The sequence below is a fragment of the Acinetobacter sp. CAU_H_S170_2 genome (genome assembly GCF_058890445.1).
Genome location: NZ_JBZYAE010000001.1, coordinates 980,156 through 1,000,912 on the forward strand (window position 1 = coordinate 980,156; position 20,757 = coordinate 1,000,912).

The 20,757-nt window shown below is 43.4% G+C and carries 18 protein-coding genes; 10 read left to right on the forward strand and 8 right to left on the reverse strand.

Going from position 1 to position 20,757, the window contains the following annotated elements:
* Position 1: 1 nt before the first annotated feature.
* Genes AC5EUN_RS04795 through AC5EUN_RS04820 form a run of 6 tightly spaced genes read right to left on the reverse strand, consistent with a single transcriptional unit; the run spans position 2 to position 7,259 of the window.
* Positions 2-706, reverse strand: a complete 705-nt coding sequence (locus AC5EUN_RS04795) for a CoA transferase subunit A (RefSeq protein WP_004982282.1) — start codon at positions 704-706, stop codon at positions 2-4.
* Between the two features lie 26 nt (positions 707-732).
* Positions 733-1,635: a hydroxymethylglutaryl-CoA lyase gene (locus tag AC5EUN_RS04800; RefSeq protein ID WP_010327115.1), complete on the reverse strand. Its 903-nt coding sequence runs from the start codon at positions 1,633-1,635 to the stop codon at positions 733-735.
* A complete protein-coding gene (locus AC5EUN_RS04805; protein WP_493352181.1) occupies positions 1,632-3,623 on the reverse strand; it encodes an acetyl/propionyl/methylcrotonyl-CoA carboxylase subunit alpha in 1,992 nt (663 codons plus the stop codon). Before AC5EUN_RS04805 ends, AC5EUN_RS04800 begins: the two co-directional genes overlap by 4 nt.
* Positions 3,624-3,643: 20 nt before the next feature.
* Positions 3,644-4,438: an enoyl-CoA hydratase/isomerase family protein gene (locus AC5EUN_RS04810; protein WP_010327113.1), complete on the reverse strand. Its 795-nt coding sequence runs from the start codon at positions 4,436-4,438 to the stop codon at positions 3,644-3,646.
* A gap of 10 nt (positions 4,439-4,448) precedes the next feature.
* Positions 4,449-6,050 carry a carboxyl transferase domain-containing protein gene (locus AC5EUN_RS04815; protein ID WP_010327112.1) on the reverse strand — a complete coding sequence of 534 codons (1,602 nt, stop codon included), beginning with the start codon at positions 6,048-6,050 and terminating at the stop codon, positions 4,449-4,451.
* Positions 6,051-6,086: 36 nt separating this feature from the next.
* Complete coding sequence (locus tag AC5EUN_RS04820) at positions 6,087-7,259, reverse strand: isovaleryl-CoA dehydrogenase (RefSeq protein WP_005400596.1); 1,173 nt, start codon at positions 7,257-7,259, stop codon at positions 6,087-6,089.
* A gap of 148 nt (positions 7,260-7,407) precedes the next feature.
* Between AC5EUN_RS04820 and AC5EUN_RS04825 the strand changes: the two genes are divergently transcribed.
* From AC5EUN_RS04825 to AC5EUN_RS04855, 7 genes are all read left to right on the forward strand, one after another.
* Positions 7,408-8,034, forward strand: a complete 627-nt coding sequence (locus AC5EUN_RS04825; RefSeq protein WP_029575068.1) for a TetR/AcrR family transcriptional regulator — start codon at positions 7,408-7,410, stop codon at positions 8,032-8,034.
* Between the two features lie 100 nt (positions 8,035-8,134).
* Positions 8,135-9,823, forward strand: a complete 1,689-nt coding sequence (locus AC5EUN_RS04830; protein WP_005400597.1) for an AMP-binding protein — start codon at positions 8,135-8,137, stop codon at positions 9,821-9,823.
* 74 nt (positions 9,824-9,897) lie between these two features.
* Positions 9,898-10,890, forward strand: coding sequence for a biotin synthase BioB (gene bioB / locus AC5EUN_RS04835; protein ID WP_010327109.1), 993 nt, complete (start codon positions 9,898-9,900; stop codon positions 10,888-10,890).
* A 70-nt stretch (positions 10,891-10,960) separates the two neighbouring features.
* Positions 10,961-11,635 carry a class I SAM-dependent methyltransferase gene (locus AC5EUN_RS04840; RefSeq protein ID WP_010327108.1) on the forward strand — a complete coding sequence of 225 codons (675 nt, stop codon included), beginning with the start codon at positions 10,961-10,963 and terminating at the stop codon, positions 11,633-11,635.
* 53 nt (positions 11,636-11,688) lie between these two features.
* Positions 11,689-12,486, forward strand: a complete 798-nt coding sequence (locus AC5EUN_RS04845; protein WP_010327107.1) for a thioesterase family protein — start codon at positions 11,689-11,691, stop codon at positions 12,484-12,486.
* Between the two features lie 90 nt (positions 12,487-12,576).
* On the forward strand, positions 12,577-13,350 hold the full coding sequence (locus AC5EUN_RS04850) for a Rossmann-like and DUF2520 domain-containing protein (RefSeq protein WP_010327106.1): 774 nt from the start codon (positions 12,577-12,579) through the stop codon (positions 13,348-13,350).
* Positions 13,351-13,477: 127 nt separating this feature from the next.
* On the forward strand, positions 13,478-14,263 hold the full coding sequence (locus AC5EUN_RS04855; RefSeq protein ID WP_010327105.1) for a fatty acid desaturase family protein: 786 nt from the start codon (positions 13,478-13,480) through the stop codon (positions 14,261-14,263).
* A 53-nt stretch (positions 14,264-14,316) separates the two neighbouring features.
* On the opposite strand, the gene trmB is transcribed toward AC5EUN_RS04855, so the two are convergent.
* Complete coding sequence (gene trmB / locus AC5EUN_RS04860; protein WP_005400603.1) at positions 14,317-15,033, reverse strand: tRNA (guanosine(46)-N7)-methyltransferase TrmB; 717 nt, start codon at positions 15,031-15,033, stop codon at positions 14,317-14,319.
* A gap of 193 nt (positions 15,034-15,226) precedes the next feature.
* Between trmB and AC5EUN_RS04865 the strand changes: the two genes are divergently transcribed.
* On the forward strand, positions 15,227-17,680 hold the full coding sequence (locus AC5EUN_RS04865; protein ID WP_010327104.1) for an ExeM/NucH family extracellular endonuclease: 2,454 nt from the start codon (positions 15,227-15,229) through the stop codon (positions 17,678-17,680).
* A 63-nt stretch (positions 17,681-17,743) separates the two neighbouring features.
* Here AC5EUN_RS04865 and AC5EUN_RS04870 read toward each other — a convergent pair whose 3' ends face one another.
* On the reverse strand, positions 17,744-19,186 hold the full coding sequence (locus tag AC5EUN_RS04870) for a SulP family inorganic anion transporter (RefSeq protein ID WP_010327103.1): 1,443 nt from the start codon (positions 19,184-19,186) through the stop codon (positions 17,744-17,746).
* A 219-nt stretch (positions 19,187-19,405) separates the two neighbouring features.
* Here AC5EUN_RS04870 and AC5EUN_RS04875 point away from each other — a divergent pair, with 219 nt between their 5' ends.
* Complete coding sequence (locus tag AC5EUN_RS04875; RefSeq protein ID WP_004982251.1) at positions 19,406-20,017, forward strand: glutathione S-transferase N-terminal domain-containing protein; 612 nt, start codon at positions 19,406-19,408, stop codon at positions 20,015-20,017.
* A gap of 156 nt (positions 20,018-20,173) precedes the next feature.
* Positions 20,174-20,755 carry an NAD(P)H-dependent oxidoreductase gene (locus AC5EUN_RS04880; protein WP_010327102.1) on the forward strand — a complete coding sequence of 194 codons (582 nt, stop codon included), beginning with the start codon at positions 20,174-20,176 and terminating at the stop codon, positions 20,753-20,755.
* The last annotated feature ends 2 nt before the right edge of the window (positions 20,756-20,757 follow it).

Here is a 20,757-nt window from a genome sequence, read left to right on the forward strand (position 1 = left end):
GTTAAGCCTCCTCTTTTAATGTGAGTTGTTCGATACGTTTTTCAGGGTTTGCATTCAGCACAATGCGATTGACATAAATACCTGGCAGGTGAATCTGGTCTGGATCTAAAGCGCCAATTTCAACAATTTCCTCAACTTCGACAATGCAGACTTTTCCAGCCATCGCACATACAGGGTTAAAGTTTTGTGCGGTTTTACGGAAAATTAAGTTACCTGCAGTATCGGCCTTGTAAGCCTTCACGAGTGCAATGTCAGCGGTGAGCGAGTTTTCTAGAATATAAGGTTTGCCATTAAACTCACGCTCTTCTTTGCCTTCGGCAATGAGTGTGCCGACACCTGTTGCGGTAAAGAAGGCAGGGATACCCGCACCTCCAGCACGGAGTTTTTCTGCCAGTGTACCTTGAGGGGTGAGCTCCACTTCAAGCTCACCACTTAAAAACTGACGTTCAAATTCTTTGTTTTCACCTACATAGGAAGCAATCATTTTTTTGATTTGTTTACTTTCTAATAAGAGCCCTAAGCCGAAACCATCGACGCCTGCATTATTTGAAATACAGGTGAGGTTTTTCACGCCCGTTTGTTTTAAGGCCGCAATCAGACTTTCTGGAATACCGCATAAACCAAAGCCACCAACCGCTAGGGTTTGACCATCTTGAACCACATCTTGCAGTGCATCCTTTGCACTTGAATAAACTTTATTGACCATAGTGTTCTCGTTATCAATTGAATGGCTTAGGCACAGCGCTTTTGCCAGTAGGCATTGGCATAATTAGATGGATTGGTGCGTTGTAGTATCTGGCTGATGTTTTGGCTGGCAATCATCAGTGCATCAAGATCAATCCCTGTGATATAACCCATGTTGGAGAGTAGGTAGTAAAGGTCTTCTGTGGAGACATTGCCCGATGCGCCTTTGGCATAAGGGCAGCCGCCTAAACCTGCAATGGACGAATCAAATACACGAATGCCTTGTTCTAAAGACTGATAAATATTGGCAATCGCCATGCCATAGGTATTATGAAAATGTCCTGCTAGACTCGCAGCATCCATTTCCGCTAAACACGCCTGCCAGACTTTTTTCACACGGTCTGGTGTCGCCGTGCCAATCGTTTCACCTAAGGACACTTCATAACAGCCCATGTCCAGCAAACGTTGACTGACGTGTGCAACTTTGCTCGGTGCAATTGCACCTTCATAGGGGCAGTCGACAATACAAGACACATAACCACGCACTTTGATGTTATGGGCTTTCGCCGCAGCCATGATGTCTGCAAATTTTTCAAAGCTTTCGTCAATGGAGCAATTGATGTTCTTTTGGGTAAAGCTTTCGGAAGCTGCGGTAAAAACGGCAACCTCCTGACAGCCAACTGCCAAAGCAGACTCAAACCCTTTCAAGTTCGGAGTCAGTAAACTAAAACTGATATTCGGATCTTTGGGTAAGCTGGCAAAGAGTTCATCACTCTGTGCCATTTGTGGAACCCACTTTGCAGAGACGCAAGAACCCACTTCAATGGCACTGAGTCCTGTTTGCATTAAATCTAAAATCAGTTTGCGACGGTCATCCAAAGTGAGCGGTGTCTTTTCATTTTGCAAACCATCTCGCGGCCCGACTTCGACAATTTTGACAAATTCATTCATGCGGCACCTTCCAAGCTTGAAAACTCAACCAATTCATCACCCGCTTTGACCTGATCACCGACTTGGAAGTAAGCCGCAGAGACAATGCCATCATGTGGAGCACGAATTGAATATTCAATTTTCATCGCTTCAAGCGTGAGGAGGACATCATCTTTTTTCACTGCGCTGTTGTTTTGTACCAAGACTTGTGTGATCACACCTGGCATTGGTGCTTTTAAGTTGTTGGCATCAGAAGCATCATCTTCAGTATTAAAGTTAGGCTGAATATGTGAAAATTTATAGCTTTGACCATCTGCATACAGGGTTAGGCCCTGCGCATTTGAACTATAAGCATAGGTCTTTTTGTTTGTTGCACATTCAATTTTAGCTAAATGTGCTTCTAACAATTCACCCTGAATGAAAACGCTATGTTCATTGTACTTTGCTGTAAAGCCTTTTGCCGCTGGACTGAAATAGACTTTATGTTCTTTATCGTTTAGTGCAAGTTTAATGGCATAGCTGGCATTAAGATTTAAACGCCATAGAGACTTGGCTTGCCATACAGGATTTACAGCGGCTTTATTGCTGGCAAAGCGAGACAAGAGTTCAATCAATGCCGCCGTGATGATGAGTTCTGAAGAGGCTGTTTCATTGTGTTGCAGTAAAAATGCTTCTTCACGTTGAATTAAGTTGGTGTCGAGGTTGGCGGTTTTGAACGATTCTGAACGGACCAAACGGTCTAAGAATGCTATGTTATTGCCCAAGCCATCGACATGAAATTGACTCAGTGCGTGGTGCATTTGGGTGAGTGAGGCTTCACGATTCTTTGCCCAAACAATTAATTTGGCAATCATTGGGTCGTAAAAGGTCGTGATTTCATCCCCTTCAACAATGCCACTGTCTACGCGGACATGCTCATTTTGCTGAGGGTAGTGCAGGTAGTGGATTTTACCAATTGCAGGTAAGAAACCTTTTTCAGGCTCTTCAGCATAGACACGCGCTTCTAATGCATGACCATGAATACTGAGCTCATGTTGTTGTTTAGGCAGCGGTTCACCAAAAGCTACACGTAGTTGCCATTCCACCAAATCCTGCCCTGTAATCATCTCTGTTACAGGATGCTCAACTTGCAGGCGAGTATTCATTTCCATGAAATACGCCGTGCCGTCTTGTTCCACAATAAACTCAACTGTCCCTGCACCGACATAATCCACTGCACGTGCTGCATCAATAGCGGCTTGGCGCATGGCTTCGAGTTTTGGTTCTGCCATTTGGGGTGCAGGTGCTTCTTCTAGTACTTTTTGATGGCGACGTTGTACCGAACAATCGCGTTCAAAGAGGTGCACATAGTTACCATGTGTATCACCAAAAACTTGTACTTCAATATGGCGCGGTTGTACCACATAGCGTTCAACCAAAACATCGTCATTGCCAAAGCTTGAACGCGCCTCACTTTTACATGAAGCTAGATGGCTTAAAAAGTCTTCGCCGCGATCAACTAAGCGCATGCCTTTACCACCACCGCCAGCACTGGCTTTAATCAGCACAGGGTAGCCAATGGTATCGGCTTGTTGTTTTAAAAAATCAGGATCTTGGTTGGTGCCATGGTAGCCCGGTGTCAGCGGTACACCTGCTTTCTCCATTAAGGATTTAGAAGTGGCTTTGAGGCCCATAGCTAAAATGGCATCTACAGGTGGACCAATAAAGACAATGTTGTTTTTTTGGCAGGCATTGGCAAATTGGTCATTTTCAGATAAAAAGCCATAACCTGGATGAATTGCTTCAGCACCTGTGTCTAAGGCAGCTTGAATAATACGTTCAATTTGTAGGTAGCTTTGTGCAGCAGGGGATTCGCCGATATAAATGGCTTCGTTGGCTTGTTGCACGTGCTGCGCCTGAGCGTCAGCATCTGAATAGACTGCAACGGTGGCAATGCCCATTTTTTTTGCAGTTCGGATCACACGACAAGCAATTTCACCACGGTTCGCAATTAAGATTTTATTAAACATATCGATATCCTTTCTTGTTGTTATGCCGTCGTCTTGATCCAGACTGGACTGTGTTTATTTAAAAAAGCATTTAAGCCACTTTTCGCCTCTGATCCTTGGCGTACATGGGCAATATGTTGTGCTGTTTGCAACAATAATGCTTCGGTTAACACTTGCTGGTCGACCATTTGGATGAGTTGTTTTGAAGACGTTTGTGCTTCTGGCCCACCCAAAAGTAAGGCATCGACCATTTCTGCGACTTTTTCATCTAACTGTTCAGCATCGGCCACTACATGCGCCAGACCAATGTGTAGGGCTTGCTCCGCAGAAATACGCTCTGCGGTTAAAAAGTAGCGTGAAGCCTGACGTGCACCAATCGCACGAATCACATAAGGGCTAATGGTTGAAGGGGCTAAACCTAAGCGCACTTCAGAGGTTGCAAACTTAGCATCACTGCTTGCGACACAAATATCACAGGCAGAAGCCAGGCCCATCCCACCACCAAAAGCAATGCCTTGCACACGGGCAATGGTTGGTTGTTTTAATGTTGCTAAACTTTGTAGCATTTTCGCCAGTTTTAATGCATCGGCTTCATTTTCAGCCTGTGAGGCTTGTCCTGCTTCTTTCATCCAGTTCAGGTCAGCACCCGCTGAGAAGCTTTTGCCACGTCCAGCTAAAATCACCACACGTACATCATCACGTGTGTTGAGTTCGCTAAAGCAGCGGTGCAGTTCTTCAATCACTTGAGTATTGAAGGCATTATGCATTTCTGCACGATTAATCCATACCGTTGCCACTTGGTCGCGTTGTTCGAGTTGTAAATATTGAAAGCTCATCACTCATCTCCTACATGCGGAACACGCCGAATTTGGTCGGTTGGATGGGTGCATTTAAGGCTGCGGCTAAACTTAAACCGAGCACCTGACGGCTTTGTGCAGGATCAATCACACCGTCATCCCACAAACGCGCCGATGCATAATATGGATGGCCTTGGCGTTCAAATTGGTCACGGAAGGGCTGTTTAAAATCATCTTCTTCTGCCGCAGACCAAGACTCGCCACGTTTTTCGATTTGATCACGCTTTAAGGTCGACAATACACTTGCCGCTTGTTCACCACCCATAACCGAAATACGCGAGTTCGGCCATGTCCACATGAAGCGTGGAGAATAGGCACGACCACACATACCGTAGTTGCCTGCACCAAATGAACCACCAATCACAAGGGTAAGTTTCGGGACATTTGCGGTTGCAACAGCCATGACCAGTTTGGCGCCATTTTTGGCAATGCCTTCATTTTCGTATTGGCGACCGACCATAAAGCCAGTAATGTTTTGAAGGAACAGTAGGGGAATATTGCGCTGCGTACAGAGCTCAATAAAGTGAGCCCCTTTTTGTGCAGACTCTGAAAATAAAATACCGTTGTTGGCAATAATGCCAACGGGCATGCCATATATTTTGGCAAAACCTGTGACTAAGGTGGTGCCAAAGCGAGCTTTGAATTCATCAAAACGTGAACCATCGACAATGCGCGCAATCACTTCACGAATATCGAATGGCTTGCGTGCATCACTTGGCACAACACCATATAGTTCTGTTGCATCAAATAACGGTTCTTCAATCTCTGTTGCACGCGTATGTGGTGCTTTATTCAGGTTGGCTACGATGTTACGAGCAATGGCAATGGCATGTTCGTCGTTCTCAGCCAAATGATCCGCCACACCAGACAGGCGAGTATGCACATCACCACCACCTAAGTCTTCACTGCTAACCACTTCACCCGTTGCTGCTTTCACCAATGGTGGGCCACCTAAGAAAATCGTCCCTTGATTACGCACAATAATGGTTTCATCAGACATGGCAGGTACGTAAGCACCCCCAGCTGTACAGCTCCCCATGACCACCGCAATTTGGGCAATTCCCATGCTTGACATGCGTGCTTGGTTATAGAAAATACGGCCAAAGTGATCACGGTCAGGGAAAACTTCATCCTGCATCGGCAAATATGCACCGCCTGAGTCCACCAAATAAATACAGGGCAGATGGTTTTGCTCCGCAATTTCTTGAGCACGTAAGTGTTTTTTCACCGTCAATGGGTAGTACGTGCCGCCTTTCACTGTCGCATCGTTGGCGACGATCATGCAGGTCACACCATTGACCTGACCTACACCAGCAACGACACCAGCCGCAGGCACATCGTCTGCATAGACGTTTTGTGCTGCCAACTGACCAATTTCAAGGAATGCGGTGCCTACATCAATTAACTGATCAATACGATCACGTGCTAATAGTTTTCCGCGTGCCAAATGTTTTTGTCGCGCCGCTTCACCACCGCCTAAAGCAATTTGTTCTGCTTTTTGCTTTAAGTCATCGACCAAGCTTTGCATCGCGGTTTGGTTAGTTTTGAAGTCTTCACTTCGAATATTGATCTTGCTATGTAATTGATTCATCACGAACATCCTTGTCATTTTTATTGTTGTGGAGGGTTAAGCTGTTTCATTAAACAGTTCACGGCCAATCAACATACGGCGAATTTCAGAAGTTCCCGCGCCAATTTCATAGAGTTTTGCATCGCGCCATAGACGGCCTGCAGAAAATTCATTGATATAACCATTTCCACCTAAGGTCTGAATGGTTTCACCTGCCATCCATGTGGCTTTTTCCGCGGCATATAAAATTGCACTGGCTGCATCTTTACGTAGGCTACGGCTATGGTCAGCCTTGTCGCACTCAGCACCCACAGCATAAACCAACGCTTTACATGCCAACCAAGTCGAATACATATCGGCAATTTTGCCTTGCATCAACTGGAACTCACCGAGCGCTTGTCCGAATTGTTTACGGTCATGGATATACGGAATCACGGTGTCCATGCAGGCATCCATAATGCCTAAAGGACCTGCGCTTAAAACCGCACGCTCATAGTCCAAACCACTCATGAGCACTTTCGTGCCGTTTCCTACACCGCCCATCACGTTTTCTTTTGGCACTTTCACGTTGTCAAAGAACAGGGGGTAAGTGTTCGAACCGCGCATACCTAACTTGTCTAAATGTGTGCCGTGGCTAAAACCTTCCATGCCTTTTTCTACAAGGAAAGCCGTCATGCCTTTAGCACCTGCATGCAGATCAGTTTTGGCATACACCACAAGTACATCAGCATCACCACCATTGGTGATCCACATTTTTGAACCATTTAACAGGAAGTGATCGCCACAATCTTCAGCTTTGAGTTTCATGCTGACTACGTCTGAGCCTGCGTTTGGTTCAGACATGGCAAGTGCACCGACATATTCACCTGAAATCAGCTTAGGTAAATAGCGCTGCTTTTGTTCTTCGCTGCCATTTCGGTTAATTTGATTCACACATAGGTTAGAATGTGCACCATAAGAAAGACCTATCGAAGCTGAAGCACGTGAGATTTCCTGCATGGCAATGATATGCGCTAAATAACCTAGGCCTGTACCGCCATATTCTTCACTGACGGTTAGACCGAGTAAGCCCATATCGCCAAATTTTTTCCACAACTGAGCCGGAAATTCGTTGTTCTGATCGACTTGTTGAGCAATAGGAGTAATTTCTTTGGCACAAAAAGCCGCAACGGAATCACGCAGTGCAATGAGTGTTTCATCTAAACCGAAATTTAAGCTTTGTAGGGTCATTTCTTCATTCGTCCTATGAGTGTATTTATTGTTCCTGATAAAGCATTTTTGTTGTGCTTGATTTTTACAATACATCGAATTTTTAAAAAAGTGAACTAAAATTCACAAATTGATTTACAATTCATTTTATCTGGTTGAGAATAGAATTATGAGTTATAAAAGATCATCGTTGATGCAAGAGCGAATGGAACAAAATCGTGAAGCGATTTTGCAATCCGCTCGTGAACTTATTGCTCAAGGGGGGATTAAAGACGCGCAAATTCAAGCAATTGCTGAACGCGCGGGTGTTTCGAGTGGTTTGGTGTATCGATACTTCGATAACAAAAGCCAAGTGTTAATTGAGGTTTTGTCTGAGGCCATTCAGCATGAGGTGAAAATTTTAAATCACATTGCTGAAAGTGAGCTTACGTCAAAACAGAAATTGGACAAGGCGGTAACCACGTTTGTGAAACGTGCCATGAATAGCCCCCAACTTGCGTATTCACTCATGTTTGAGCCAGTCGATGCTGAGTTAGAACATGAACGTTTTCGCAGTAAACAGCTGATTAAACAGAGCATCAAAGAAATACTGGCCGCAGGGAAAATTAACGGTGAGTTTGGATTTGAAGATTTAAATACCGCAGCACTTTGTGTGGTCGGCGCCATGACTTTTGTGGTGATTGAGCCTTTAAATCCGTCTCGAAATGTGATGTTTGATCAAAACTATAAAGACTACTTTGTGAAACAAATTGCCGAATTTTGTGTCAATGCAGTTCAGGTTCAGGAGGAAAAATAGTAGCAGGTGTGAACACAAAGGCTTGGTGTTTGAAGGGAAGTAGTCATAGAACAATTAAAGTTGAATAACAAGATTACAATGAATCAAGGAGATCGATTCGATGACACAAGAACGGTTAAGTTATGCCTATGGAACGAGCAGTCAGCCCCTATTAGGCATGACAATTGGTGAGAAATTTGATCAGGCTTGTCAGCAGTATGCGGAACAAGATGCTGTTGTCAGCCTGCATCAAAATGTCAGACTCACGTATAAGGAATTACAAGCTCAGGTCAATGCGTTTGCCTGTAGTTTACTAAAACTGGGCTTGAAGAAAGGCGATCGACTTGCGATTTGGTCACCGAACTGTGTGGAATGGACGATCACCCAGTTTGCTGCGTTTAAAGCGGGTATCATTTTAGTCAACTTGAACCCTGCCTATAAAAGTAATGAGCTCGAATATGTGTTGAATAAAGTTTCTTGTAAGGGCTTGGTCATTGCATCGCAATTTAAAAGCACGAATTATCAAGATATTCTAATGAAAATTGCACCTGAAATTAAAGGTGCTGAAAATAAAGTGTTAAAGGCAGAACGACTGCCACATTTGAAATATATTATTAAAATTGATGAAGAAGAGCATACGGGTTTGCATCGTTTTAGCGATTTGCTCACTCCCCCCAGCAAGAGACAGCTCAATCAATTAGAGCTCGTTGCAAGCGAATCGCAGTTTGATGAAACCATCAATATCCAGTTTACTTCGGGCACCACAGGTAACCCGAAAGGCACAATGCTGACACATAATAATATTTTAAATAATGGTTATTTTGTTGGTGAAGCCATTCACTTAAGTCCTGCCGATCGAGTCTGTATTTCTGTACCGCTCTTTCACTGTTTCGGTATGGTGATGGGTAATTTGGCCTGCATTACGCATGGTTCAACCATGGTCTATCCATCGGCGGTGTTTAATCCTTTAGAAACGTTAAAAGCCATTCAGCAAGAAAAATGTACGGCCGCATACGGTGTACCGACCATGTTCATTGCCATTTTAGAGCATGAACAGTTTGATGATTTTGATCTTTCTAGTTTACGTACAGGCATTATGGCGGGTAGTCCGTGCCCACGTGAAATTATGCAACGTGTTATTGATCGGATGCATATGTCTGAAATTACCATTTGCTATGGTATGACTGAAACAGCACCTGTCAGTGCACAAAGTTCAACTTCAGATTCAGTTGAACAACGAGTCGGAACCGTTGGGCGCGTCCATCCACATCTTGAAATTAAAATTGTAGATGAACAAGGCAAAGTTGTGCCGCGCGGCCAGTTGGGTGAACTGTGTGTTCGTGGCTATTCGGTAATGTTGGGGTATTGGGAAGACCATGAAAAATCGCAAGAAGTGATTGATTCAGCACGCTGGATGCATACAGGTGACATCGCAGAAATGGACGAAGCAGGCTTTGTGAAAATTAAAGGCCGAATTAAGGATGTGGTCATACGTGGTGGAGAAAACCTATTCCCGAAAGAAATCGAAGACTTTTTATATACCCATCCTGATGTCAGCGATGTCCAAGTCATAGGTCTGCCAGATGCGCGTTATGGTGAAGAATTGTGTGCTTGTATTATTTTACATGAGCATCATGAAATTACTGAAGAGTCGATCCGTCAGTACTGTGCTGAACATATTTCACACAATAAAGTTCCACGTTATGTCCGGTTTTTTAATGAGTTCCCAATGACGGCTTCGGGCAAAGCGCAGAAGTTTAAATTGCAGGAATTTATGCGTAATGAACTGGATTTGAAAGAAATCGCATAAGGTTGAAGACGGACTTTCCTTTGCTGGGTTAAAGCCAAAGGAAAGTCCGAAGTGAAAAGCAAAAGGAATAGCATATGCACCTGAGAAATGATTGGACTCGCGCTGAAATACAAGCACTCTACCAACAGCCTTTTTTAGATTTGGTCTTTCAAGCACAGCAAATTCATCGTCAGTACTTTGAAGCGAATGCGATTCAAGTCAGTACTTTACTATCGATCAAAACAGGCAAATGCCCTGAAGACTGCAAATACTGTTCACAGTCTGCGCGTTATGACTCAAAGCTCGAAGCTGAAAAAAGAATTGCGGTTGAAAAGGTCATTAGTGAAGCACAGCAGGCGAAAGCCTCAGGTTCTACTCGGTTTTGTATGGGCGCAGCATGGCGAAATCCACATGAACGCGATATGCCTTATGTCTTGGATATGGTGCGTGAAGTCAAAGCATTGGGTTTAGAAACCTGTATGACCCTAGGCATGCTGAATATCTCCCAAGCCGAACGTTTAAAAGGTGCAGGACTCGATTATTACAACCATAACTTAGACACGTCTCGTGAGTACTATCCAAATGTGATTAGTACCCGCAGCTTTGACGATCGTCTAGATACCTTAAGTCATGTTCGAGAAGCAGGCTTAAAAGTGTGTAGTGGCGGGATTGTTGGCCTAGGTGAAGAGACCAAAGATCGAATTGGATTACTGTTTGAATTGGCGACTTTACCGATACATCCTGAGTCTGTGCCGATCAACATGTTGGTTCCAATGCAAGGTACGCCTTTGGCAGAAGTTGAAAAGTTAGATGTGACCGAGTGGATTCGCACTATTGCAGTAGCGCGCATCATTATGCCGAAAAGCTATATTCGTCTGTCCGCGGGACGTGAATCGTTGTCCGATGCCGACCAAGCTTTGGCTTTTATGGCAGGTGCAAATTCGCTGTTTTCTGGTGAGAAATTGCTGACTACGCCAAATACAGCACAAGGCAAGGATCAACAACTCTTTCAAAAACTGGGTTTACATGCAGAAAAAGCCAAACCGCAACTTGCTGAGTTAACGGTCGATGCTATGGCTGTGGCTTAAGTGCTAGAACATGCGGTGATGAACGTGTAGATTTAGGGCGGTGAATAAAAGTAGATGAGTGAACAATAAAATGGCGAAAGACTTTCAGAGTCAAACTGTAGTGGATGGTTATGATCAACATATTCGTAAGCTCATTCCAGGTTATGAGTTGGTTCATCTGCAAATTCAAGCCATTTTAAAAACACATCTACCAAAACATGCGCACGTATTGATTGTGGGGTGTGGTACAGGTTATGAGCTTTCATATTTGTTGGCGCAGCATCCAACTTGGAGTTTTACCGCGGTTGACCCATCTTTGACCATGATTGAAAAAGCGCAGCAGTTATTGAACACGACCCATGGTGATTTAACACGGGTTCGCTTTGTGCATGGCGATACAACCGCATTACCGGAAAATGCACAGTTTGATGCAGCTTTGGCTATATTGGTGGCGCACTTTATACCACTGCCAGAAAAGACCTTTTTCTTTGCCGATATTTTGCGCTGTTTGAAAACGCAAGCGATATTACTCAGCTATGATCTTATGCATTCAAGCCATGAAACTGAACTCGTGGTTCTACAAAACCTGTGTCAGCGCATTGGACTGACAGTAGTACAAAGTGAAAAGATGCTCGAGCGCCTGCAACAAGATTTTTATTTGGTTTCGGCCAGCCAGATGCGAGAGCTTCTGACTAAAGTTGGATTTAATGAAGTGCGAATTTATAGTCAACTGTTGAATTATTATGGTTTTTTTTCACAAAAGTAAAAACCAATGGCAGTAAAAAGATACATTTTAAAGATAAGAGTGAAGGAATATACATGGCAGCCTATTATCAACTTTTAAATCGTGAACAGCACAGTGATGGGAGCTGTACGGCGTCTTATCTGTCCAATATTCATGCACAAGGCGCATGGAATCCGCATGAACAGCACATGGCACCTGCAACAGGGGTTTTGTGTGCGGAGTTAGAGCAGTTTCAAACACGCCATGAGATGCGCATTGGACGCGTGAGTTTAGATATTTTTGGACTGATCGCTTTTGGTGAGTTTACCGTGCATACCCGTGTCATTCGTGCTGGAAAAACCATTGAACTGATCGAGGCGGAAATGAAAGCAAACGGGAAGACTTGTATTGTGGCCCGTGCTTGGAAAATGATGAAGCAAGATACCAGTGCAATTGCAGGGCTGGAAGATCAACCGATTGTAGATCCTGAAACTTTGCCAGTATGGGATGGGATGAAATGTTGGCCGGGTGGTTATATCCAGAGTATTGAGACACGTGCAGCAGAAGGGCACCGTGCGGGTAAAGGCATTGTTTGGTTACATAATGATTTGGACATGGTGGAAGGTCAGGACACATCGAGTTTTGTGCGCTTATTGGGCATGGTCGATACAGCCAACGGTATTGTCCCACGTCAAAATCCAGCATCTGGATGGGGCTTTCCCAATTTAGACCTACAACTGCATTTATACCGTTTACCCCAAGGGAAATGGTTAGGTTTGGAAGCGACGCAGCAATATGGTGATGATGGTATCGGTTTAACCAGTGCGGTTTTGCACGATGAGCAAGGGCCATTTGGTCGTAGTGAACAGATTTTGACCCTGCGTAAGTTTTAGTGGGTCAGTGTTAATTTAATAAAAAAGGATGAATTGCTTCATCCTTTTTTTATTGGCATGCTGTAGGCACTTTAAAATAGTGAAATGAAGATGCGGATCAGTTTAATTGGAGCGGGACGGGTGGCTCATCATTTGGCCAAAGCCCTGATGTCTCAGCATGAAATCATCAATATTTATAGCCGAAGCTTCGACAAAGCTGCGGATTTAGCGCAAGTCGCACATGCAAAGGCGGTCAGTCATTTTAAGCAGTTAAATGTTGATGTGGATTTGGTGATGATTGCAGTAAGTGATCAGTCTATTCCGAATGTGATTTCGGCATTGACTGAATATCTGCCGAATGTGTTGATTGTACATACTTCAGGGAGTACAGCTCTTTCAGTTTTGTCGACGAAACATGCACGTGCAGGAGTTTTTTATCCCTTACAGACCTTTAGCTTAGAACGTGAAATTGATTGGTCAAATACACCGTTGTTTGTAGAAGCCACTGAAAATACGGATCTTCAAAGACTACATACACTGGCAGAAAGCCTGAGCCAACGCGTGTATAGCTACAGCTCTGCACAGCGTCTAAGTTTGCATTTAGCGGCTGTCTTTGCCTGTAATTTTAGTAATTATTGTTATGACATGGCGAAACAAGTGGTGGATGCAGAGCAGGTCGATTTTAGTCTGTTATACCCCTTGATTTTAGAAACCGCGCAGAAAGTCACACAGAATGACCCGAAGCAGATGCAAACTGGCCCTGCGATGCGTCAGGATCAGAATATTCTACAGATGCATCAACAGATGCTTGCACAAGTTCAACGAGAAAATCTTGCCGAAGTGTATGCCTTAATGAGTCAGCAAATCAGTCAACGTCACAGTTAACATTTAAAATAAGAAACGATGATGCAAGCCACAAAGAACAAGCAAAGCCACTGAAAACGTGGCTTTTTTTATGTCCTAAGATTCGGTACAGTATTGCTTAAAATAAATACAAACAAATAGAGGGCGTATGCGTTCACATTCATTATTAGAACAAGTGCAGTGGAAAGATCTCGTACAGTTAGGCCGTACCGATGTTGTCAGTGAGTTATTTATTTCTTTACCGTGGTTGATTGTCTCTTTCATTTTTGCAAGTTTACAGTGGTATGTCTTGGCGCTGTTTTGCTCGTTTATGTTTTTCTTAACAGGACTCAGACAGGTGCATAACGCTTTTCATTTTGCCCTAGGTATTAGCCGTCCTGCGACTCATTGGGTCATGTTTTTTTTGAGCATCGTCATGCTCGGCTCGATGCATGCTGTACAAATTAATCACCTGCGTCACCATCAGCATTGCATGCAGGAAGAAGATATTGAAGCGAAAAGTGCAACCATGAAGTGGTGGCAAGCTTTGCTTTTTGGCCCAGTTTTTCCATGGATGTTGCATAAAAAAGCCTTTGAGGTTGGGACTAAAACCCAGAAAAAATGGATGTCTGCTGAACTGGTTGCCAACGTCATTGTATTGTTTTTGGTTTTTGTGATCTTGGATATCAGTATTTTAAAATATCATGTCAGTGCCATGTTAATTGGGCAATGTATGACGGCGTTTTTTGCGGTGTGGACGGTACATCATGATACAGAAGATCATGTGTATATGGCGCGTACAGTGCGTAATGAGTTTAAACGGGTCGTGACCTATAACATGTTTTATCATGTGGAGCATCATTTGTTTCCCGCAGTGCCGACACGACGTTTACATATTTTGGCAAAACGCTTGGATGAACATGATCCAACGGTTGAAATTCGACATGTGTTTTAATCATTTCAAAATAAAAAATAGGGCACTAAGCCCTATTTTTTTAAACACAAAACTTATTTAATTTTCTTAAATAAGAAGTCGTTGATCTTATGACCCTCTTCGAGTCCACGACGTTCAAATTTAGTTTGTGGACGCCAGTCTGGACGTGGGTAGCTGTTGCCTTTACCTGCCATATTTTCAAGATTTGGACGGTTATCGAGTACATCAATCATCCACTCTGCATACGGCTCCCAGTCAGTTGCTGCGTGGAATGTGCCACCCATTTCCAACTTTTGCTCAACCAGTGGCATACGGTCATGTGACACGAAGCGACGTTTGAAGTGACGTTTTTTCTGCCATGGGTCTGGGAAGTACAGTTGCACAGCATTGATGCTGTTGTCTGGCATTTCACGTAAGACTTGAATAGCATCTGCATCTAAAAGACGAAGATTGGTTAAGCCTGCAATTCCAGCTTCATACACACATTGCGCGATCCCTGGAACATGCACTTCAATCCCGACGTAGTTACGTTCAGGGTTGGCCTGCGCCATCAAGACCAATGAACGTCCCATACCAAAGCCAATTTCAACCGTGAGCGGACGCTCTGGATGTTCAAACTGCTGGCGTAGGTCACCTACAGGGTATTCCAAAATCATGTGACCATATTGTTCAAGCGCAGTACGTTGCGAGGTATTCAGCGGAGATGAACGACGCATAAATGTCACAATTTCGCGGTGTTCATTTAAGTTGTCTAGCTCGACGACTTGCTGGTCTAATTGATCATTCGTCATAATTTTGGCAGATGTAGAAATTCGAAAGCGGTATTGTAAGTCCTGAGCAGGACAAGTCAAATTTTTTACTCAGAATTTATTAAATTCAGCACCACCATGTTTGCGCAGCCTAGAAATTGTCATCATTTATTAATCATGATGTAACGAATAAAAATTAACCTGCCAGCTGATTTAACCAACTGATAAAAAAATGATGAAAAATTTTAAGCCACAGATATTAAGCCTGAGCCTGATTTTGGCGGGTTGTTCCTTTCCTGCCTATGCACAGTTATTGTTTAGTCAGTATGTAGATGGAACTTCAAATAAGAAAGGATTGGAAATTTATAATCCAGATCCGACGACGGTCAACTTGGCAGAATATCAGATCAAGCAATACGCAAATGGCAGTAACAGTGCAAATTTGACGGTGAGTTTGACAGGGCAATTGGCAGCAAAGGGGCATTATCTAGTCGGGCATTCTGCTTTAAAAGAAGCTCTAGGCGATACGGTGCAACAGCAGGCGAACTTAGCTTTCAATGGTGACGATGCTTTGGTGCTTTATCATAATGGCGTTGCGATTGACCGCTTTGGCACAGTGGGTGAAAGACCAAGCACTGGATGGGGTAGTGTTGCAACAGCGAATAGTTTTAAACGCACACTATTAAGTAATAATGTATCCAGTGCAGGGATTGACGTTAGCGCACCGTTTGATTTGGCATCGGCATGGGAAAAATGGTCAGACCGAAATGCATTTTCCAGTTATCTTGCTGGAAATACGGCACCCCCTCTAAGCTCCGTGAGCTGTAGTACGACAGCGACCCCAATTGCGACATTGCAAAGTGCAGCGCAAGAGGAGGAATATGTGGTGAAAGGCGTAATTACGGCAGATTATCGTTATAACAATGGTTTCTCAGGTTTCTTTGTCCAAACCCCAGATGCTCAAGCCAAAGCCAATAGCAGTAATGCGGTGTTTGTCTATGTTCCTTCTTCAAGTAGTGTGACAGGTGGTCAAGTGGGGCAGGAAGTCATTTTCAAAGGCAAGTTAAAAACCTATCAAAACCAATTACAGCTTCAAGATTTAAGTAGCGATATTAATGTCTGTAATCCTTCGGCAAGTGATTGGGTTAAACCAACGGCGATCAATTTGCCTTTTGATAGTTTGACTGAAATGTCAGGTCATGCACCAAAACGCTATCAGGGCATGTTGGTGAACATCCCTCAAACGCTCACGGTCAGTGAAAACTATAACTATGGGCGTTTTGGAGAACTGGCTTTAAGCCCTGCGCGTTTATATATTCCAACCAATTTATATCCTGCCCATTCAACCGAAGCCAAAGCACTGGCACAACAGAATTTGCGTTCTAAACTTATTTTGGATGATGGCTATAACAATCAGAACAGAACGCCGTGGTTGCCAACTTCCTTTAGTGCTAAAAACACCCTACGTACAGGTGCACAACTGCAAAATGTACAAGGCATTTTAGAATACCGCTATAACCAATGGCGAATTCAACCTGTGCTTGGTGCAACAGCGCCACAAGTCTTAGACGCGACAAACCCACGTGCAAGCGTTCCAGCAAAGGCTACACAGCAAGTTCGTGTTGCAGCATTTAATGTACTGAATTATGACAATGGTTTGGCACAAGGTTTTCCAACTGAACGTGGTGCAAGTTCCGAAGCTGAGTTTAAAAAGCAACATCAGAAAATTGTCAGTGCATTAAAAGCGATTGATGCGGATGTTTATGGTCTGATGGAAATTGCCAACAATGGTTATGGCGAGCGTAGTGCAGTTGCTTATTTAGCCCAAGCGCTGGGGAGTGACTGGAAATATGTAACGCCTCCGAATGCTGACAAACTTGGAACCGATGCGATTGCTGTTGCCATTATTTATAACGCTAAGCGCGTCAAACCAATCAATGTTGCAGCGGTCTTTGATGACCAGAGTCAGAAAAATCGAGTCACGATGGCGCAAACCTTTCAAGCCTTATCAGGCGGGAAGACTTTTACGGTTATTCCCAACCATTTGAAGTCTAAAGGTAGCTGTCCAGATGATAAAACCTCAATAGAGGCAGATCAGGGCGATGGTCAAGGTTGCTGGAATCCAACCCGCGTTAAAGCGGTACAAGCGTTAATGCAGTGGGTCGCGAAGAATCCAACACAGGTGAGTAAACCGAATGTCTTACTGTTAGGTGATCTGAACAGTTATGCCAAAGAAGATCCCATTTTGGCGCTTGAACAAGCCAACTATAAAGTATTGTTGAATGATGAAAAAATTGGTCAGGGGAAAGCAGCTTATAGCTATGTTTTCGGCGTAGCCAGTAATGCTCAAGGTTATGGTGGTGCAGGCAATTTAGATCATGCGATTGCTGATGTAGCACTTTATCCTTTGGTGAAAAAAGCATTTGCATGGCATATCAATGCGGATGAGCCGACCGCATTAGACTATAACGAAGAATATAAAACGGAGGAGCAAATTGCTGCATTCTATGCAGACGATGCTTACCGCTCTTCTGACCATGACCCTGTGATTGTGGATTTAGACTTAAACGATGCAGTGGTTAACGATGATGATAAAACCCATGCCGGAAGTACAGGGCTGTGGTCTGCATTAGGGTTAATTGGTTTGGCCTTGTATGGCAGTCTAAGACGTCGCAAGAATCAGTCTTAACTCGCTTTATGGATAATAGTAAAAGGGCGTCATCGCCCTTTTGTTTTGTCTATGGTTTGAACTTTATGAGCTGATACGGTCAATGAGGGTGCTGCTGGCTTCATTTAAGCCTAACACCTCGACCACTACACCGTGGGCTTCAAACTTTTCAATTACAGCATTTAACATTTGGACTGAAGTCATATCCCAAATATGTGCATGGCTGAGTTCAATTTCAACCTTCTGAATATGTTCATTAAAGTCAAAAAACTGAAAGAATTTCTCTGAACTACTAAAGAAAATTTGACCGCTTACTAGATAGCGACGGGTATGGTTATGTAGTTCCGACTGGACATGAACCGTACTTTCCAGCTTGTTAATGAAAAATAATGCAGACAGTAAAACTCCGACAAAGACACCTAAGGCAAGATTATGTGTGGCTAAGACAATGATCACGACACTGAGCATCACTACATTACTTTGTAGCGGGTGTTTAGCGATGTTTTTAACTGAGTCCCATTGGAAGGTTGTAAATGCCACCATGATCATGATTGCAACCAGCGCCGCAATTGGAATATAGGACAGCCAGTCTTTAAAAAACACCACCAAACACAGTAAAAACACACCAGCCACTAAGGTTGAAAGTCGAGTACGTGCACCTGAGCTGACATTAATCACAGACTGTCCAATCATGGCACAGCCTGCCATACCGCCCATAAAACCGCTCACAATATTGGCCATACCTTGTCCGCGACATTCTTGATGACGGTCACCTTCAGTGCCTGTAACTTCATTTACCACCGTGGTGGTCATCATTGTTTCAAGCAAACCGACGGTCGCTAATGTGATGGCGTAAGGGAAGACAATTTGCAGCGTTTCAAGGGTTAGTGGAATATCAGGAAGTAGAAAAATAGGTAAAGTATCGGGAAAATGCCCTAAGTCACTGACCATACGCATATCCGTGCCTAAAAACAGCGCCAAAGCAGTCAGGACAAGAATACAAATAAGTGGTGAGGGAATGTTTTTTCCCACTTTAGGTAGATAGGGAAACAGATAAATTACCGTGAGGCCAAGAGCGACAAATGCATAGCCCCAGTAATTCATTTGGCTGAGCTCTGGAAGTTGTGCCACGAAGATTAAAATCGCTAGCGCATTTAAAAAACCATACACCACTGACTGCGACACAAAACGCATCAGTTTGGCAACTTTAAAATAACCCGCAACGATCTGAATGACACCTGTGAGAATGGTTGCCGCCAGTAAATACTGTAGGCCATGCTCTTTGACCAGTGTGATCATGAGTAGGGCCATCGCACCTGTTGCTGCTGAAATCATGGCTGGACGACCGCCAAAAAAAGCAATGCTCACTGCGATACAAAAGGAGGCATACAGTCCGACTTGAGGGTCTACACCTGCAATTGCTGAAAAAGCAATAGATTCGGGAATCAGGGCAAGTCCTACCACTAAACCTGCTAGAACATCGGTACGAATGTTAGAAAACCATTCATCTTTTTTAAGGCTAATCACAGATCAAATTCATTTTAGGGTCAAGGGGGCTATGTTAAAACAACTCTGTTGCAAATTGCAGTGTTGTTGTACTTGAAAAAAAATGTGAATTAGACAATATTCAATAGGCGAACGAATGATTTTTCGTTTACGCTTTTTTGCAATTTACAGGTTTTGATCACTTGAAAGTTTGTTAGAAGCCATTTAAAACAGAGAATAGAGTTATAACAAGGATCAGATATGAAGCTTTATTATGCACCGGGTGCGTGCTCGCTTGCGGCGCACATTATCCTCAATGAAATTAATGTTGACTTTGATTTAGTCCGAGTAGATTTAAAAACACATAAAACAGAAAAAGGTGCTGATTATTACGAAATTAATCCAAAAGGATATGTACCCGCTTTAGAAATTAATCCAGGTTTGATTCTGACTGAAAATGTAGCCATTTTGCCATTTTTAGCACAACATGATCCAAAACAAGATCTTATTCCGCCATCGGGTTTGGGGCGTGCCAAAGTTTTAGAATGGTTAGGTTATTTAAACTCTGAATTGCACGATGCTTATGCCGTTTTCTTTGGTGCGCCATTAGATACAGCTGCCAAAGAAAAAGCTTATGCAGAGATTGATCGTTTACTCAGTTATATCGATAAACAAATTGGTGAGTCGGATCATGACTATTTGGTCGATGATAATTTTGGCCCTGCGGATGCATATTTATTTGTCCTCACCAATTGGTCAAATGGCATCGAACATGATTTATCACCGTATAAAAATATTATCTTTATTCGTAATAAAGTGGCTGAACGTCAGTCAGTACAAATTGCAATGCGAGATGAAGGTCTAATTCCTTAATTTTGATGCATTGAAGAAGCGCCGAAAGGCGCTTTTTTTATACTTTAAAGTTTATTGTTGATAATTAGTCAATAATATTTTGCAAATTCACTACTTTTTAGCGCTGAACAGAGTCTCTATAGTGCGTGCATAGATTTTGGCTTTTAGGCTCTTCCCATGAAAAATATTTTATTAATTAATGGTGCGAAAACTTTTGCACACTCAAATGGTCAGTTGAACGATACCTTAACTGAACTTGCACAAGAGGTGTTGTCAGACTTAGGACATCAGGTTCAAGTGACACGCGCCGACAGCGAATATGATGCAAAAGTTGAAGTGGAGAAATTTCTGTGGGCAGACACCGTGATTTACCAAATGCCGGGTTGGTGGATGGGTGCGCCGTGGACTGTGAAAAAGTATATCGATGATGTCTTTACCGAAGGGCACGGTAGTCTGTATGCCAATGATGGTCGCTCACGTGCAGATGCTTCAAAAAAGTATGGTTCAGGCGGTCTGATTCACGATAAAAACTATATGCTGTCGTTGACGTGGAATGCGCCGATGGATGCATTTAACGACGCTGAACAATTTTTTCATGGGGTTGGGGTCGACGGGGTTTATTTACCTTTTCACAAAGCCAATCAATTTTTAGGGATGCAAACCTTACCGACTTTTATTGTCAATGATGTGATTAAAGCACCTGAAGTTGAAGCCTATATGGCACAGTACCGTGACCATTTGACGCAAGTTTTTGCTTAATT